This is a genomic window from Paenibacillus sp. FSL H7-0442, assembly GCF_038593105.1.
GTDB classification, from domain to species: domain Bacteria; phylum Bacillota; class Bacilli; order Paenibacillales; family Paenibacillaceae; genus Paenibacillus; species Paenibacillus polymyxa_D.
Genome location: NZ_CP151963.1, coordinates 1,568,844 through 1,585,887, shown reverse-complemented (window position 1 = coordinate 1,585,887; position 17,044 = coordinate 1,568,844). Strand labels below are relative to the sequence as shown.

The following is a 17,044-nucleotide window of genomic DNA, read 5'->3' as shown; positions in this document are numbered from 1 at the left end:
CATTTATCTGGAGGAAAATATGATAAAGATTCATCTTTCCCGTATTATGGGCGAAAAACGAATAAATATAGCCGAGCTTTCCCGCAAGACTGGGTTACATAGAAACGGAATTACCAAGCTTTACAACGAAGAAACAGATGGTGTGAAATTTGATACGCTGGATAAAATTTGTAAAGCTCTAGACTGCCATGTTCAAGATGTTATCGAGTATGTAGAGGATGATACAAATTAGTAAAATAAATTTCTCTTGTTATAGAAACTGTTTCAATTAGGTTTTCTAAAAGCTGCCCTTCAATGCAAACGCCCGAATTGCCTATCCAACCCTAAATACACTTTGTAGACCCCTTGCGTACTCCTTGGTGAGCTGATCAAATACTTGCCAGAAGACGACGAAGAGAGCCGTTAATATGCTTACGGCTCTCTGTTCTTTATATAATACTCCAAATACTTGTTTACCGATCTCCCACTCAAATTAGATTCGATGATCAAACTCCCTTCCTGTCAGGCGATTTTAAATAAATTCTCCCCATGTATATTTATCAAATAATGTATCAGGGTTATGTTGTCCCTTTAAAAATTGCGTACATTTTATTCGTTACGATCATCATCACATCCATACTCAAACCAGTGATAACAGGACGATTTACGCTAGTATAAGACTTTGGTTTAGGGCACTGTTTCCATCGTAGTAGTATCAGGTATGAACGCCATCCTGTATGCGGACTGTCAGCAATCCATCCCCCGTTGTATCGGTACTCTACGAGTTTTCCGTCGACTTTGACTTGAGTCAATCGGTTCTCATCGTCAAAACTGTTTTCACGCGGCTTTGTATGAGGAGATCTCTCCGTTTCCCTCGTAAGGCGGTTCCCTCTGGCACATACGAATAATCATCCTGATTCGGGTCGTGCTTTTCATTCTTGAGATGAAAAGCAACCACATGCAAGAGTTTTACATGTGGTTAATATAAAAAACCATAATTATTATTATCTTTCTTTAATCCCTTTCAAATCTCTTACCATTTCCTTATATGGATTTAGGCAACACTTCATTCCTACTAGGCATGACAATCCATTATGGTTTATTCAATTATTTCACTTTTTTTAGCTACTATACCTGATAGTTTATTTCCTGATAACAAGTAGCTTATTCCACTTTGCGATACTTCTAGTTCTACGTTACTTTTTCTCGATAGCCAAATAATGTATCCATCCTCAAGGTGTTCAATGGCTACATCACCATCAATTGATGATATCTCGAAAGAAGGTGTCCCATCAATCCATTCGTCAAGATGAAAATATGTTGAAATTCCATCTTTGAATTTCTTTGGACAAATACATTCAATCTCTCCGAGTTGCCCTTTCTCATTTAGCCAAATGCAACATCCATTGCCAAGCTGAGTAGGTTTACAATCATCCGTCATATTATCTGTGACAATATTGTAGGTTTCAATAGACGGAGTGTATGTGCATGACACCCTAGAGATACTGTGGTTTGCATCAATCTCTTTTAATAGCACTACTAAAGTTCTCCTTTCGCTCTTTATTTGAAACTGCCAGGTTGAACTCCAACAATTTCTTTACTTGTTGGATTGACATAGACCTTAGTTCCAGTTGATGGATTAGTATATATCACGCTTCCTGGCTCACCCGGAGTTGGCTTTTTACTAAGTGCTGTTGTGATATCATCTGGCATAATATCTTTGCGACCTGACTTAAATAGCCTATTGTAAGCATGTTGATTCATTTTGAATCCTTGACCACCAACTTCGACACCATTCTCCATCCACTTATCAAATACAGGCCGTCTGGTCGCCCTTAACTCAGCATTTCCATCTGCACTGAAAATTTTGGCTTTAGCTTGTCCAGTGTTCCTACCATTACTAGGTCCAAACATGGAACCCACAGTACCAACAAGACCCGAAGATTCATAAACATATCCTGTGATATAAGCACTATAAGCCTCTAGTAGGTAACTCTTAGCCCAATCCGCCTTCTTTTTACTATTTCCATAAGGGCTTGTTTGGGTCGCTAACCCAAATAAAAATTTAAATTCATTGTTATTGTCATTATACACAGGAGCAAAAATACTACCTATTTCTTCTCTCCACAGCCAATAATCGGCCTGCTTTTTAGAATGTACGTCCTTCATAGCTAGTTCTAATTCATATTTAAACTGTTCCAATGGTCCAGTTGAAATATAATGCCCGCTAGGATCAATATAAATCAATGGATTGTTTTGGACATACGTATACAAATTTAAACTTGACGGATTATTCTGCTCTCCTTGATACGCATCCTCATTAATAAACCTTCCACTATCAGGATCATACCATCTGGCGCGAAGGTATTGTAATTCCGTTGTATCATCCCATAATTCGCCTGAATACCGAAATGGGTTGTGGACTTTTTCTTCCTTCACTTCTTCATTGCCCCAAATATCATATTGATATTGATTCAACAACGCTCCGGAGGAATCCCTGATTTCAATAATATCTCCGTGACCATTATAGACGGGATAGGCTTTTGTTTGATCCGCATAGGCTATAGCCTCTAATTTGAGACCTCGAATATAGTTAGCTTTTAAAACAGGTTTTCCATTTTCAATCGTAGCCTCTGCTATGATTTGGGCACTGTTCCCATCGTAGTAGTATCGAGTATGAACGCCATCCTGTATACGTTCTGTCAGTAATCCATCCCCGTTGTATCGGTACTCTACGAGCTTTCCGTTAATCTTGACTTGAGTCAATCGGTTCTGCTCGTCGAATCGATTCTCCCTCGGCTTCGTATGAGGAGCTCTCTCCGTTTCCATCGTAAGACGATTCCCTCTGGCATCATACGAATAAGCATCCTGATTATCGGTGGAGGTAGCAATCCGATTCAGCTTGTCATACGTAAATGAATCCTCTACACCATTTTGAATACGCTTCGTGATATTTTTACCAGGATCATAGCTATATTGAAAGCTGTTCGTTTCCGCATCAGATCGTGTGTACTTTAATTCAACTAACTCAATCCCGTTATATTTGTTTTGCTGGCGATAATCATTTGCAGATACTGTTGAATCCAGCAATCCATTTTTGGTATAGGAATATTCCGAAATAGGCTTATCTTTTGTGTTTCCTACGGTCTTCAATCTGTTCAATTGATCATACGTATAGTCTACTTGCTCGCCAAACGGCCCTGTCATTTCAGTTCGATTTCCATTAGCATCATACTGATTGGAGAGCTTTAGACCATCCGGGTAAGACAGGGTATCTAATTGCTCCGTATACGGATCATACGCATAGGATGTTGTACCCGTTTGATCCGTCATGCTTAGGCGTTTGCCCGCAGCGTCATATACGTAGCTGACCGTCTCATCTTTTCCTACACGCGACTTCAACCGATTACGGCTATCGTATTCAAATGAAGTGACGTTCCCGTTGCGATCTGTTTTCTTGGATAAGTTCCCGTTGGTATCAAAATAACGCTTCTCAACCTGGTTTTTCTCATCCTTGGTTTGAATCACTCTACCCAATTCATCATACGCCTTCACCTTGGCATGACCATCCGGATATGTGATCTGAGTGAGATTGCCCAGCATATCGTAAGTGTACTTCGTTGTTTCGCCGTTTGGCTCCGTCACAGATGTTTGGTCACCCAAAGCATTATATGAAAATTGAGTCTCATTACCATTCGCATCGGTTTGTTTTAAAATCAGGTCGTTTACAGCATCATACTCTACTTTGGAAGTTATTTTCTCAATACCGTCCATTGCTGATTTCTCTTTGTTTTGCACCAGACGATTCCATTTATCGTAGATTTGAATTTGTTCATTAAGCTCACCATCTCGTTGAGTTACTTGACGAAGAGCATCATTATACTCGACTACTGCTTGTGATCCGTCCGCGTAGGCTGTTGACGTTGTACGGCTCCAAGCGTCATAGCCATAACGTGTCAGGTGCCCAAGTGCATCTTCACTGGATACTAATCTGCCGTTAACGTCATAAGCTGATTTGGATTTGATCACATAATCGTTACCTTCATACAGCCCTGACTCGATATTCCAGCCCAAAGCATTGTAACGTGTTTTTGTTCGTATCCCGAGCTCATTCGTAACCGTTACAGTGTTCTCAAGATCATCGTAGGCTACATGGATACTTTTACCGTCCGGATAGGTTACAGCCTTTACGCGATCCAGAGCATCATATTGATACTCAGTTTTCTGACCTTTCCCATCCAGCGAGGAAGTGATTAAACCAGTTGGCTTATCATACTCTGACTGAATGGTTACCGTAGATTTTTCTCCATCAATATTTGTAACCTCTACACTTTGTTTCGTAGGAAAAGCATGGTCGTAGCCACTGCTGTATTCCGTGGTTGTAGTCACGGACTTGTTACCGTTCGTAATCGTCTGAACCGTTGTATTTCCGTAAGCATCAATACCTGAATAATTTACTTTTTGTAGTAGTTCTCCCCCAGAATGATCCTTGGAGACGATGGCCTGTGTTACTTTCCCCTGCGGGTTTCGAGTGTACTCTGTAACTCCAGTGCTGTTAGAATCAATCGGTTCCGTAATGGTTTTAATCCTATGCTTGTCGTCATACGTATACGCAGTTTGTGAACCTTTTTCATCCACTGAGCTTGTCATATTACCGTAATCATCATATTCAGCAGCAGTTGTCAAAACGTCTCCATTTTGATTATTGCTGGACGAGGTACGGGTCGGAACAGGTACGGTATAGGCTTTGCCTGTCACCTGCTTACCGTATTGATAAGCTGTACTCTTTTCAGAATCTCCTGCTTTAAACACAGATTGATCCAGGTAATACTGTGGTGGCGTGTCTGCACTAATAAATTTTTTAGTATAATTGAAGGTCGAACGAACTAATCCATTGTCTGTTACAGTAGAGAACGAAGTATCTTTCACATAGCTCTCACCCATATCAGAATTATAATGAATCGTTTCCTGATTATAGTTTTCCGTTTGATTATTTTGATATGTGATTTGATCTACACGTGAGACCGCTCGATATGCCTCGTTTACCGAATTGGAGCCAATATAGCGTTTTACTGGCTGGTCTTCGTAAGTATACAAAGTAGAGGCTCCAGTAGGATGAAATACTTTGGTTAACAAAGCGTACGGATTAGAGATTTGTCTTTCTGGATGTGACGCACTCAAATTAAACTTGGCAGGTGCCAATGTATAGGAATATGTCGTTTTTCTGCCTTCGGCATCTGTAACTGAATCCAGTAATTCAACACCTTGTTCTGTATGTTTATGATAGACAACTGTGCGGTTTCCTTTAGACAAAGTAACGTCTGTAGCCGTATATTGAATATCAATCGAGTTACCGATCGCATCTTCTACCTTACTAAGCAATTTACGTTTATAAGTAGCATTGAGTTCATAATTGAACTTTATCGTGTTACGATATCCATCTTCAATTTGCAGCAACTGACCGTCTTTGGAGAAATATTGTTTTTTCATTCCATCCACAGAAGTTAATACATAGGCTGAATTTTCTCCATTAACTATTACTGAAGTGTCAAGAGTGAAGGTCAGTCCTTTCCAGTCGTAACCTTTAAGCTGGTCACCCTCAATTTCATAGCTTCCACCATCCCCCAAATGCACGTACTGCTTGCCCTCCTTGGTTTCTACATAAGGCAAATTCCAGGACCACCCCTTGCCAAGAGGGCTCAATTGATCTTCCATGGCAGGATAGGTACGGTTTTGAAAAATAAATGAAGGTTGATAGGCTACGATCTCAGCAAAAACGGTAGCGTCCGCATCTGCTGCAATATAATATTTATTCCCATCGTCACTCGGAATTTCAGTCTGAGGATTACTGTTAATTAAATCCCTGTAATGTTCAGCCTCAGCAATAGTTGTAAATAGTGCTGTCTGTCGGCGAACAGCCGTTTCGAGACCCTCTGAGACAATCGTTTCAATTTGCGGCGATCCTTCCATGGTAAAGGCTGTTCTTGTCCTTCCACCTTTTCCATTACTTGTCCACTCGCTATAACCAATATCGCTAGTATAACCGGGCTTGGTAACAGTTCCGCTATAATCTTGCCTCCATTCTCGGGTATCAGCAGTTCCCTGATTGAAAACTGTTCCTGAATAATACGCCGTTCCTGATTCGGTACACATTACTCTACCAGGAGCGTAACTGGGGCACCTTGGATAAACCAGCATAGATGATAAACTTAAATCCCCTACATATGAATCCCTGTCATAATGCATTTTAGAGTCTCCACATGCCGGGCTACCTGGAAAGTATCGCGAAGCGTTACCCGCACTATCATAGTAGAACGTATTCATAACGCTGCATTGTTCCCAGAATATATTTTTAGAACTAGGACCTGTATAAGATCCCTTGATGACTCTGGCTTGTCCATCTTTGTTTAAGGTTCCCGTAAATCCATCTTTGCTGTACTTTATTGAATCGGGAAAAGCCTTCTCCCATTTTCCCGTTTGAGAGTCCTTTTCTACTCTGGACTCCGGAGCTGTAGTATAGGTTATTTTTTGCCCCGCTGCTTGACTAGCAGCTTCATAGGTTGTGTATGTGCCTATAACTTTGGTTTCCGGCTGAAGATTATAGGTATTCACATCAACATTCCCATCACCGTCTGTGTCCTCTTGTACCCATCTTTTTTGCTGATAAGCTACCTTGTACGACTTAGTAATAGGTTTCATCATCGCCTTAAAGTAGACATAATAGTTTTGCACAGCAGCACTGTTGTCGACAATTTCAGCGCCTTTGTCAAAAAATTGAGCACGATTTGTATCATATTGACGCGTCAATGAAAAGCTCAGTCCGTTTCGTCCAGGCAGAGTTAAATCTGTGTTTTGCAGCGATAAGCTACCTGATAAAGTGGATATCGATTCTTTATCATCGCCAACAGAATAAGGTGCTTCATTAAAAGAAGATTTATTGTAAACGGGCGCTTCCTCTCTAATAGGTGGAAGCTGTGGCACATTCGCCATGAGATTTAGTTTCAGGAAATCCGTCTTATATACATCTTCAGTGACTTTGTTCGTAGGAACAGGATCATCAGTTGGATAAACATCATCTGTAACACTATGAGAAATCAGGTTATCTAGTGGAGCATCCGATAGCTTATTATATACGTCACTTGTTACAGTCTGTGATTGGTTTTCCTCTGAAGGAAATAACGAAGCTACTGCCTGCTCGTAGCTTATATGATCCTGTTCAGCCATATATAACGCTGTATAAATTTGATTTAATGAATAACCTTTTCTTAATTGTTCCGAAAGAAAAGATGATGTGACTCCAAATCGGACAGCCATTTGATCCGCCGAATATTGCGAACTGTCATTTCCTGCACCGAACACATTTGGAGGAACAAAGCCACTAATTGTACTGAAAATAAATGTGATAACCATGATTATCGCTATATGACGTCTTGTTGTTCTAAATCGCAAGTTCTTCTCTCCATTCCAGACTTTAAATTAAGTTACTTATCATTTATTTGGAACTGCTCATTTTTATAATCTGCATTAGGTTACCATTGGCATCGTATTGATATTGGAAAACTATCTGACCATCCTGTTCAATATGCTCAAGTCTTCCATTAGCGTCATAAATATATTTATACTTTCTGGATAAGCCGCTTTTAACACTATTGCTAAATTCTGAATAGTTACCAGCCGCATCCCTGGCTTTCACTGCAAACCTGTAAATTTTCTGAGGCTCTAGCTGGTTCACTTGAAAGGTTAATTCCTTGGTATTACCTATCATTTGACCATCACGATACACATCATAGCTAACAACTCCAACATCATCGATAGATGCTTCCCACGTTAAAACTATGCTTCCCGGCGTAGGTCTGGAGCCTGCTAACTTCTTTGGCTTGGAAGGGCTTGTTATATCCTTGGGCAAATCATCAATAGCCGGTATACGATCCAAACGATCGTTAAGCTGTTGTTTGTCTGTATCATTGAGATGCACTAGTAAAGTGCGGGCTATATTAATCTCCGTTTGTAATTTTGAAGCTTCTGCTTTTTCAACTGCCTGCGTAGCTGTCTTTAATTGTTCAGTATAGGCAGCTTTTGCATCAATGATTTTTTGTATTGCTACTACTCTTTCAACAAGCTTGCCCTTGTCCTGATCACGAAGTTTGTTTATTAACTCTACAGCTGTATTTACATCCGTCTGTAATTGGGTTGTCTCTGCTTGTGCCACCGCTGCTTCAGCTTTGGCCAATTGTTCTATATATTTAGTATCCAAAACTTTTACAACAAAATTCTGCGATACAGACTTACCTAACGGGTCTGTAGCTGTTATGGTTATCGTCGATTCTCCCGAACTTTGGGGCTGCAAATTCAGTAGTGAGGTATTCCCCCTTGAGTCCTTGACCAATTGGTGGGTGACTACGGCTGAGTTGGAATTTGTACCCGAATATTGAAGTTGCTGCTGGTCAGGGTCTTTAAAATATTCGGATAAATCTTTATTTGAGGCTCCCTCATCCATTTCAATCGTGGTAGCTGGAATGCCCTTAATCGTTACTGGCGTTCTATTAATCAAATTTATTACCGATTCCGTAACTTGCGACACATTTCCGGCACTATCTGTTGCCCGTGCCTGTATGCGCGTTCCATACTCATTGACATCAATGGGAGAGTTATACACCTTCCATTCGCTTTGATTGACACGATATTCCCTTGTCGCTGCATCAGTAGGATAGTTGATTGTCACTCTGATATTATTTGCTACTTCATTCGCAGGGCTATTACTGAATGACGGTGGGGCAGGAGGTGTTTTATCAATGCTGCTAATCACCAATAAATTCTCAGTGCTGAGGTTTCCGTATTTATCTGTACAACGAGCAAAAATAGTAGTGTTTTCAGACACCTGAAATGGATTACTGTATGGACTCCACGTACCGTTCACACCGATTTTGTACTCGCTCTTAGAATTAGCAGGTACATTATCCAATTGGATAAGAACATTTTGATTCGTCATCCCTGTAATATTGGAACTTATGTGTGGGCTGGCTGGAGTGGTTAAGACAATTCCTGAGTATGTAAAACTTCCCGAGGATTTGGCTCCATTATTCTCATTAATGTAAAAGTAATAGACTGTTATGGCGTTATTGGAAGATGCAGAAGCACTGTAAAGTTTAGCTGATAATGCAGCCCCAAGATCCTTAAAATAGATGACGACATTGTTGCGAGTCAGGCTTATGTAATAAGAATTCGCCTGTACATGTACAATCGAACCATCCGATAACGTTACAGTTTCATGTGTAGATGATGGTTCTGAAGGCGTTGGCTTTTCTTCAGGAGGTCCAATTGATCCTCCTCTGTCTGGTGGTGGATACAGATCTGGTATCCCACCCGTAAAAGCTGCTGACACTACTGCATGAGGAAGCACGATCACGCTCCACGGTGATAAAAAAACAAGTAAGCCAAGTATTGTTAAAACGAATGGCTTAGCATTTTTTCCTTTCCATCGCTGTCTCACTTCGTTTAAAGGAAATTTCATTGTTAAAATCATCCTCCTGTATATAGTGGTAATGCCTAGTTAGAAGAACAATAAAATTAAACTAGTTTATAATTCAATTATATTTCGCCCTCTTTCAGAAAAATATATTTTGATTTACATATGATAACAATGTCGTATTAAATTTGTATATAGCGAAGATTGTCGAAATAAAGAAAAATATATAAATATATTTAAATTGCCATAAATTATGTTTAAAACAATAACATCCTTTTTTAAACATTATATGAATTTGAATATCCAGTATACTTCTTGCGTTCATTCAACTCATTGATTTAAAATAAACAAGATGTTATATTGTCTATAATATAATCATCATTTAATCGAGGTGTTTGCTAAAATGGATCATACCGAACTATTCTGGAATGCTGGTATCGAAGAACTGAAGCGTGGATATATTCGCCAAGGAGAGCAGGTCATTTGCTTGCTGGACGGACAGCGATTTGAGCAAGGCATCATATATCAGGATCAAGGGGTATTTTATGACGCGGAGAGGTACATGCGACTTCATATTGAGCGGACGTACGGTTCGGTCTTTGACTATTTGATCGGTCTGGACAAAAAGCTGACTGGACTGACGGATCATCAGAATCGGTTGCTTCAGTTATTTTATCAAGGCATGGGCGATGCGGACATTCAAAAGGAAACCGGAATCGGTAGCGCATCCACCATACGCAATCATCGCTTTGGTCTCAAAGAAAAAGAACGACAGGCCAAAGTATTTCTCACATTAATGGAGCTGCTAAAGGAGAAAGATCGTCACGCTCCCGCCATTGTAGAAGTACCCATAGGAGCACGGATGGTGGACGAACGCTATAACATTACGGAAGACGAAAGACAAAAGGTACTCACGAAGTATTTTCCGAATGGTACAGACGGACGCCTTAAGACCTTTAAAATGCAAGAAAAGCACAAGCTGATTGTGCTGCGTGAAATTGCAGGCCGTTTTGTGAAGGGACAAATATATCATGAGAAGGATATCAATGTGATTTTACAGGAAGTGTATGACGATTATGTCACGGTGCGAAGATATATGATTGAATACAGTCTGTTGGATCGCAAGCCGGATGGCAGTGAATATTGGTTGAAGGAATCTTGAAGCTAGGCGCTTATGAAATAAGCATTTTGCATAAATCGATTCCCAACGCTCGTAGGTACAATATATAGACGAACTAAAGCGTTTCGATCTATACATTGCTGATTTGAAAATGCTCTTGGGATTTATGCAAAATGCTCAAATAGGAGGATTCGACAATGAATCGAAGAAAAGAATTGGTGCAGCAGTACATGGAGATGAAGACAGAGGCAGGAATCTATTGCATTCGCAATACACGTAATGGGAAAATTTTCGTCTCTTCCACGCCGAATTTAAAGTCGCTGAATGGACGGCGTTTTGAGCTAAATATGGGTGGATTTAAGAATAAACAACTACAACAGGAATGGAATGAGTACGGCGAAGATTCGTTTGAATTTGAAGTGCTGGACGTTTTGAAGAAAAAGGAATCCGCGTTCTTTGATGTCAAGGATGCACTAGCAAAGCTGGAGCAGACCTGGCTTGATCGACTCCAGCCTTTCGGGGACAAAGGGTATTTGTAAATTAACAATCCACGGGATGCTCTTCCCGAAGGTATCCAAAAATAACAGCGTCGACAAATTGACCTTTTTCATAAAAATAGTCTCTCAGGTGACCCTCTTTAGCAAAGCCACTTTTGAGTAGCAGCCGTTTGGAGCCTTCGTTATCTGGATCAATGAAGGCTTCTATACGGTGAACCTGCGGCAAATGAAAGCCATAATCCACTACCACCTTCATCGCCTCTGTCATCAAACCTTGCAACCAATATTCCGGTGCCAGCTCATAGCCGATTTCAATACGGGAGTGCTCCTTCTGCCAGTTATGAAATCCAATTGTACCCACGATCCGCTCAGGAGCTTTTTTTAATGTAATCCCCCAACGAAAGCCCTCTTGCTTCTCATATCTGGTTAGCATCGAACGAATAAATTTTTCGGCTTGCTCTACCTCTGTAAAGCTTTCCAAGTCATAATATTGTGTGACCTCATCCTTGGAGAAATAACCGAATACATCCTCCGCATCCCCTACTGTAAGCTGTCTTAAACGAAGCCGATCAGTTTCTAAAATCGGAAACGTTTCCATTGCCATGATCTATCTCCTCCTTCACATCGAAGAACCTTATCTTATCAGCCACCAGCCAATCCCAACTATCACTCCATTGATGAAGAATAATGCAATACATGCTCTCCACTTGCTGATTCCACTTGTTTGAAAAAAACCCGTCACTTTACTACGACACATGAACAATGTAAACAACAAATTCCAAATAATACGCATACCATATTTTACGTAGTATAAAGCAGGGTTTAACTGTACACCGCCCAACGTTGGAGGGACATCTGGAATAAACAGAATTGCACACGTATAACGCATGGTCTCATATGTAAAATAAAATACTGCCAGCCACCAAGCCCACTTCTTACCAAATAACATGCCGATACCGGCAGTCGTCCCTGCCAAACCAAGTAACGCGATAAATCCTTGAAACATGCCCCTACAAATGCCTACTAACGTAGCAGCCTCATTTAATGCATTAAGCGTCAATAGCTGGGTCACCAACAGAAGTGCTCCATTAAAGATCAATAAAATGGCTGAAATGCTTACACCTAAAGGTCGTTCGAAAACCACGTTGGTTACATAATCTTCTACTTCTTTTTTCGTATACAGATCTGACACTTCTTCTACTCTCCTAACCCAATTATATACATCCATTTTCGGGCGGGTTTAATAACAGTATGTTCTCGCCTCATTCCCATATATCGGCTTTTAGGAAAATATGGTTTAATCTTCCCTAAAATTCAGTTATCCGTAGGCTAATCATTATTATTCAGTGCAGCCATGCTGCTAATGATCATCCTCTATGGTGTCAAATTAGCGTCATGAGAATTTCTATCATCAACTGAATCCCAAATAGAGTAATATCTATCCTTATAATACCATTCCAAGAAGGAATCTGACAAATGAATGGACTACTACTAGCGCTTATGAATGTATACGCGTTATTTTCGTGGCCCTGTAACCTTCAGATGACTGGATATACTCTACCTGATAACCCATTCGGGCATCCAAAAGCCCTTCCATAAATGGAAGGCACGGACTGTAAATAAAACTCCCTCCGGGCCGAATGGCTCTAAGCAATTCCATATATTTGCGAGCGTACTCATGAATATTACCATCTGCCTTCAGATGATGATGTATAAAATGATTGGAGAATGCCATATGTGAAACGATCGTTCCCCATGTGCGTTCCCCAAAGGTGGTCTCTAACCAATCTCCTTGAGTGACCCAACCTTCTGTTTCAGCCAACCGATCTGTTCCGTAAGCCTCAATTCCACAGGCACGTAAATAAGTAACCAACCGTGCCTCAGATCCGCAACCAACATCTAGAACAGGCTCTTGCAAACGAGCAATGTCCAATCCTAGCAGATTGGCTTGCAACTCCGGCGTATATTCCTCACAAGGTATCCAAAAGGTATACTCACACTCTGCATACTTAGCAAACATTTCACGTCCGTTGGTACGAGTTAAAAAATCTCTCAAATGCCCGTAATGCTGCTGAAGCAGTAAGTCCAAGGTTGCTCTATCTATAAATTTCTTCTGGAACAGTTTCTCAATACGGGTGAAAAGTCGATCATACAGCTCCGTAAGCTCCCTCACATGAGCTGTGTGAAAATGTAGATATTGATTGGTATTTACAAACTGGGACAGTATTTTAGCCGCTACATCCGTCACAAAAGCGTTATACATATGCTGGCGCTTCAAGCCTTGAAGCATGAGCATCAGTTCTGAGCTTCTCTGCGTCAGCCAGTACGTCATTTCCGTTGAAGGTCCTAACAGAACAGAACCCTCGCGCATATAAAATAAACTCCGATGCTGATTGTACAGGAGTTGACCGTTAATAAGTTTATGAAGTTGAGCGACTGTCATTCTCGCTTCCTCCTTAAGATCCAGAACATTAAAGCCCTACCCAAGCCTAAACAATGTTATCTTTGGGTAGGGCCAGCTTATTTTCTAAGTATACCATGGCTATGGAAATAATGTTCTATTGCGAATCTTCCACCTGTACATAAGAGGATAAAGGAATATTCAGCTCACGTATTCCCTGAGCTACCAGCCGAGCTATTTGCTCCGCACCATATTCCTGAAAATGAGTATCATCCTTCACTCCATCAGGAAATGCAGGATACACCCCTGGCTCCACATGCAAAAATAACGGGAGTGTTCCTTCCAGTCCAAGTGTATCATAGTACGCTACGCTCAAGCGGCTAAGATCGACCAGTGCAACATTTGTCTCCGATGCTGTTTCCTTCATGGCCTGCACATATTCCGGGAAACTAATCCGAAACGAGGCACTTGCCGCATCATAATCCCGGCGGCCAACAGGAGTAATTAGCACAGGTGTTGCACCGCGTTGGATGGCTCCTTGAATGTAGGTTTTTAAGTAAACTTTGTAATCTGCGGGTGAAACATAACGCTCTTGGTTGTTGATCGCGGCATCATTATGCCCAAACTGAATGAGCAGATAATCTCCTGGACGGATATTGCGTAAAATATCATCTAACCGCCCTTGTACCAGAAAGGTTTTCGTGCTTCGTCCACCAATAGAACGGTTCACAAAAATAGGCTCATCTGTGAAGAATGGAGCAATCATTTGCCCCCAGCCCGCCTGAGGCTTCATCGCGGATTTATAGGTTTGAACCGTAGAATCTCCCGCAAGGTATACCGAAGGATGTTCTCCAGCCGTTCGAGCATCCTTTGGGGTAATAACCAAAGCGTTAATCTTCGCTTCATTACCTGAGAAATACAATTCGAGCTGACCGTCGATGAGTGCAAGTTCAAATCCAGCCTCGACAAATTGTCCTGCTGTTTTAGCAGTAGGTTCTACCTTGACGATGGACTCGGCTTTAACCGTAATGTCTGTGTTTCCGGCAGTATCTCCGGCAATCAGGGAAAGCGTGTAATCCGTCGGTGGTAAATTGACAACAAAGGATGATCCTTGAACACGAACAAAATCTGAGCGTATAGCATCACTTCCACCACGATCTTCTTCATTCACTTTGGAAAGATCGGTAAATCCATAGCCTCGCTCAGGCGTGTAAACATCATTGGCAGTGACTTGGGTGTAGCCGTCAGCTACCTTGCCGGGGCCAAAATCAAAACGAAGAGGTGCCACAAGCTGTTTTTCGGCTAATGCCTGCCCTGGGATAAGTATGGTAGCAAACAACAAGCTGAACCCTGCGCATAATCCAATCATCTTACCGAACAACCTGTGACGCTTTCCCTTTTGTTTCAAGCGCAACCCTCGCTTTTCAGATTATTTGAGTGGTTTGTCATCGTCTATACGTGTATTGATCCCCGCTAGCTTTTGACAGCCTTGGTCCAGCGCCCAGGATACCACAATGCCAACCGTGTACCTGATCAGATCCGCGGTCAGGAACCCTTTCCCAAGCACCAAGCCGCCCAGTGTCGTTGCCCGAATGTGGTTAATCCAGGGAGCCTGGTACATCTGGCTGAACTCAATGGCGAAGCAAAACAGCAAGCTGCCCCACAGGGCTACGGACAATTGACGATTCACCCCCAACATTCTCAGCCCAAAATAAATCATGCACGCCCACAAGGCATCCCCAAAGTGATTAGCAACGAATTCAGGCAACTGGGAGGAGAAAACTCGGCTTCCCAAACCCAACAAGATCGTGACCAGCACAGCAACAAGGTACGCAGCACGGGCCTTCCAGCGGAATTTCGCCTTTATTTCCCGATTGGCCTTCCTGCTGACGCTCTTACGAACGCTCCTCATGCTAAATCACCTGTCCTAATGCTGGGACATCTTCGCCAAGCTGCGGGAAATTTTTAAGCACCCTCTCTTGGATAGCGTTTGCAAGATTGCAGAACCTTTTGCTGATGTCATATTGTATGCACACCAACTTGTCTGTATTTTTCATAATATAATTAATCATAATGAGCCTCCGTAATATCGTACAAACATATCAGCAACTTCCAAACTATTCATGTGAGGATACTAAAATTCAATACCACGCACCTTGGCAAAAACCATTTCGTGTGCCATGCTCCCCTTTTCATCATACTCGACGTTTCTTAAAATCCCCTCCAGTGTAAAACCTGCACGTTCCGCTACCTTGGCGCTGCGCGTGTTTCTGGAATCACAACGAATCTCCACCCGATTGGCATGCAAATGCTGTATGGCAAAATCCGTAATACCGTGCACGGCCTCTGTTATGATGCCTTTTCCAGTCCAGGATGTTCTGAGCCAATACCCAATTTCAAATCTTCGTGTATCCCAATCAATCCGATGCAGACCGCTGCTGGCTACAAATTCTCCCGAAGCCGTATCAAATATATACAACATCATATCAGAGCGATCCAGAAATTTAAGTCTGGCTTGACGCGAACGGATTTCAGATTCCTCTACCGTCGGAAGATTTCTTGCAAACGGAAGCCAAGGCCGCAGTTCATTCGCACTTTCTCGCATCGCCTCATTGACTGCCGCTCCATCCCCCCACTGCGGAGCGCGTATGGTCAATCTCTCCGTCTGGAATTGGTCCGGGAACGATAAGAGAATCGGATTCGGTTGCTGCTCCATACTCATGATGCACCCTCCTCCTTATTCGTTGAATAACTGCGACGATCCAGCCAACCTGTGATTTCACGCAAACTCCCAATCTGATAGTCCGGTACAATGCCCGTTTCCTGCCACGTCATAAAGCCTTCCAGCCAGATGGTATGCAATCCTGCACTTTGTGCACCACGAATATCATTTGTCGGGTGATCGCCTACATAACAGGCATGGTCGGGATCGACAATGTCCAGCTCATTCAGAGCCAACTCGAAAATTCGAGGATGAGGCTTCTGGATGTTGACGCCACCCGACACGATAATAGAATCCACATAATCCCTCAGCATAACTCGGTCGATTTTCGCTTGCTGTGTGCGGAGTGAGCCGTTGGTAATAATACCGAGCTTCAAGCCACGCGACCGCAGTTCGGACAATACTTCCTTGGCCCCGTCCATCAACACCGTAAACTTATGAAATTCACTATACCAAAAGCCCAGCATCTCTTGTACTGACGTATCGGGATTTTTCAGTTCCAAGTCTGTATGCAGCTCGGTATACAGTTCCTTCTTATCCCGGTATCCGTCCCGATCCGCCAATCGTATCTGTTCAACGACAGCCGCGCGGATCGCCGGTTCTTCTGCCACTATAAATCGTTCTATAAAGCGCTCTGTATATGCCGCAAACGCCTGTTTACGATGAATAAGAGTATTATCCAGATCAAAAATGATTGCTTCTATGGACATAAATAGCTCCCTTCCTTCATCCCCTTGTATCGATTAGGCTGAAACAAACTGAATAATTCCTATTAGAAATAAAAGAAAAAAAATAGACAAGAAAATAATGATCATGTACTTCAAGATTCTCTTGGAGGTCGACTTTTGTTCTAGTTTGG

14 protein-coding genes are annotated in these 17,044 nt (G+C 42.0%); 3 read left to right on the top strand and 11 right to left on the bottom strand.

Annotated elements, in window-relative coordinates:
- Positions 1-19 precede the first annotated feature (19 nt).
- Positions 20-232 (top strand): helix-turn-helix transcriptional regulator, encoded by a 213-nt coding sequence (locus MHH57_RS07180; RefSeq protein WP_311082130.1) that lies wholly within the window; start codon positions 20-22, stop codon positions 230-232.
- Between the two features lie 846 nt (positions 233-1,078).
- Here MHH57_RS07180 and MHH57_RS07175 read toward each other — a convergent pair.
- From MHH57_RS07175 to MHH57_RS07165, 3 genes are all read right to left on the bottom strand, one after another.
- Entirely contained in the window at positions 1,079-1,516 is a 438-nt protein-coding gene (locus tag MHH57_RS07175) for a hypothetical protein (RefSeq protein ID WP_340884806.1), read from the bottom strand.
- Between the two features lie 23 nt (positions 1,517-1,539).
- The gene (locus MHH57_RS07170; protein ID WP_342434987.1) at positions 1,540-7,389 is read right to left on the bottom strand and encodes an RHS repeat-associated core domain-containing protein; all 5,850 of its coding nucleotides are present in this window, start codon (positions 7,387-7,389) and stop codon (positions 1,540-1,542) included.
- 82 nt (positions 7,390-7,471) lie between these two features.
- On the bottom strand, positions 7,472-9,490 hold the full coding sequence (locus MHH57_RS07165) for a fibronectin type III domain-containing protein (protein WP_342434986.1): 2,019 nt from the start codon (positions 9,488-9,490) through the stop codon (positions 7,472-7,474).
- A 358-nt stretch (positions 9,491-9,848) separates the two neighbouring features.
- On the opposite strand from MHH57_RS07165, the gene MHH57_RS07160 reads away from it, so the two are divergent.
- The gene (locus MHH57_RS07160; protein ID WP_342434985.1) at positions 9,849-10,607 is read left to right on the top strand and encodes a DUF2087 domain-containing protein; all 759 of its coding nucleotides are present in this window, start codon (positions 9,849-9,851) and stop codon (positions 10,605-10,607) included.
- Between the two features lie 155 nt (positions 10,608-10,762).
- Positions 10,763-11,104, top strand: a complete 342-nt coding sequence (locus MHH57_RS07155; RefSeq protein ID WP_039269713.1) for a GIY-YIG nuclease family protein — start codon at positions 10,763-10,765, stop codon at positions 11,102-11,104.
- Position 11,105: 1 nt separating this feature from the next.
- On the opposite strand, the gene MHH57_RS07150 is transcribed toward MHH57_RS07155, so the two are convergent.
- From MHH57_RS07150 to MHH57_RS07115, 8 genes are all read right to left on the bottom strand, one after another.
- The gene (locus tag MHH57_RS07150) at positions 11,106-11,666 is read right to left on the bottom strand and encodes a GNAT family N-acetyltransferase (protein WP_342434984.1); all 561 of its coding nucleotides are present in this window, start codon (positions 11,664-11,666) and stop codon (positions 11,106-11,108) included.
- A gap of 30 nt (positions 11,667-11,696) precedes the next feature.
- Positions 11,697-12,254 (bottom strand): hypothetical protein, encoded by a 558-nt coding sequence (locus MHH57_RS07145; RefSeq protein ID WP_029516448.1) that lies wholly within the window; start codon positions 12,252-12,254, stop codon positions 11,697-11,699.
- 306 nt (positions 12,255-12,560) lie between these two features.
- Positions 12,561-13,505, bottom strand: coding sequence for a class I SAM-dependent methyltransferase (locus tag MHH57_RS07140; RefSeq protein ID WP_029516447.1), 945 nt, complete (start codon positions 13,503-13,505; stop codon positions 12,561-12,563).
- Positions 13,506-13,620: 115 nt separating this feature from the next.
- Complete coding sequence (locus MHH57_RS07135; protein ID WP_209949683.1) at positions 13,621-14,832, bottom strand: SGNH/GDSL hydrolase family protein; 1,212 nt, start codon at positions 14,830-14,832, stop codon at positions 13,621-13,623.
- Between the two features lie 60 nt (positions 14,833-14,892).
- Entirely contained in the window at positions 14,893-15,375 is a 483-nt protein-coding gene (locus tag MHH57_RS07130) for a DUF2809 domain-containing protein (protein ID WP_029516445.1), read from the bottom strand.
- A 1-nt stretch (position 15,376) separates the two neighbouring features.
- The gene (locus MHH57_RS07125; protein ID WP_209949598.1) at positions 15,377-15,535 is read right to left on the bottom strand and encodes a hypothetical protein; all 159 of its coding nucleotides are present in this window, start codon (positions 15,533-15,535) and stop codon (positions 15,377-15,379) included.
- Between the two features lie 62 nt (positions 15,536-15,597).
- Positions 15,598-16,185, bottom strand: a complete 588-nt coding sequence (locus tag MHH57_RS07120; protein ID WP_209949601.1) for a GNAT family N-acetyltransferase — start codon at positions 16,183-16,185, stop codon at positions 15,598-15,600.
- Positions 16,182-16,895 (bottom strand): HAD family hydrolase, encoded by a 714-nt coding sequence (locus tag MHH57_RS07115; RefSeq protein ID WP_039269708.1) that lies wholly within the window; start codon positions 16,893-16,895, stop codon positions 16,182-16,184. Before MHH57_RS07115 ends, MHH57_RS07120 begins: the two co-directional genes overlap by 4 nt.
- Positions 16,896-17,044 lie beyond the last annotated feature (149 nt).

Excerpts from the sequence above, each read along its gene's own strand:
- MHH57_RS07160 (WP_342434985.1), top strand. The coding sequence starts at position 9,849 with ATGGATCATACCGAACTATTCTGGAATGCTGGTATCGAAGAACTGAAG.
- MHH57_RS07140 (WP_029516447.1), bottom strand. The coding sequence starts at position 13,505 with ATGACAGTCGCTCAACTTCATAAACTTATTAACGGTCAACTCCTGTAC.
- MHH57_RS07170 (WP_342434987.1), bottom strand. The coding sequence starts at position 7,389 with ATGGTTATCACATTTATTTTCAGTACAATTAGTGGCTTTGTTCCTCCA.
- MHH57_RS07155 (WP_039269713.1), top strand. The coding sequence starts at position 10,763 with ATGAATCGAAGAAAAGAATTGGTGCAGCAGTACATGGAGATGAAGACA.
- MHH57_RS07120 (WP_209949601.1), bottom strand. The coding sequence starts at position 16,185 with ATGAGTATGGAGCAGCAACCGAATCCGATTCTCTTATCGTTCCCGGAC.
- MHH57_RS07130 (WP_029516445.1), bottom strand. The coding sequence starts at position 15,375 with ATGAGGAGCGTTCGTAAGAGCGTCAGCAGGAAGGCCAATCGGGAAATA.
- MHH57_RS07180 (WP_311082130.1), top strand. The coding sequence starts at position 20 with ATGATAAAGATTCATCTTTCCCGTATTATGGGCGAAAAACGAATAAAT.
- MHH57_RS07125 (WP_209949598.1), bottom strand. The coding sequence starts at position 15,535 with ATGATTAATTATATTATGAAAAATACAGACAAGTTGGTGTGCATACAA.
- MHH57_RS07135 (WP_209949683.1), bottom strand. The coding sequence starts at position 14,832 with ATGATTGGATTATGCGCAGGGTTCAGCTTGTTGTTTGCTACCATACTT.
- MHH57_RS07150 (WP_342434984.1), bottom strand. The coding sequence starts at position 11,666 with ATGGCAATGGAAACGTTTCCGATTTTAGAAACTGATCGGCTTCGTTTA.
- MHH57_RS07115 (WP_039269708.1), bottom strand. The coding sequence starts at position 16,895 with ATGTCCATAGAAGCAATCATTTTTGATCTGGATAATACTCTTATTCAT.
- MHH57_RS07165 (WP_342434986.1), bottom strand. The coding sequence starts at position 9,490 with ATGAAATTTCCTTTAAACGAAGTGAGACAGCGATGGAAAGGAAAAAAT.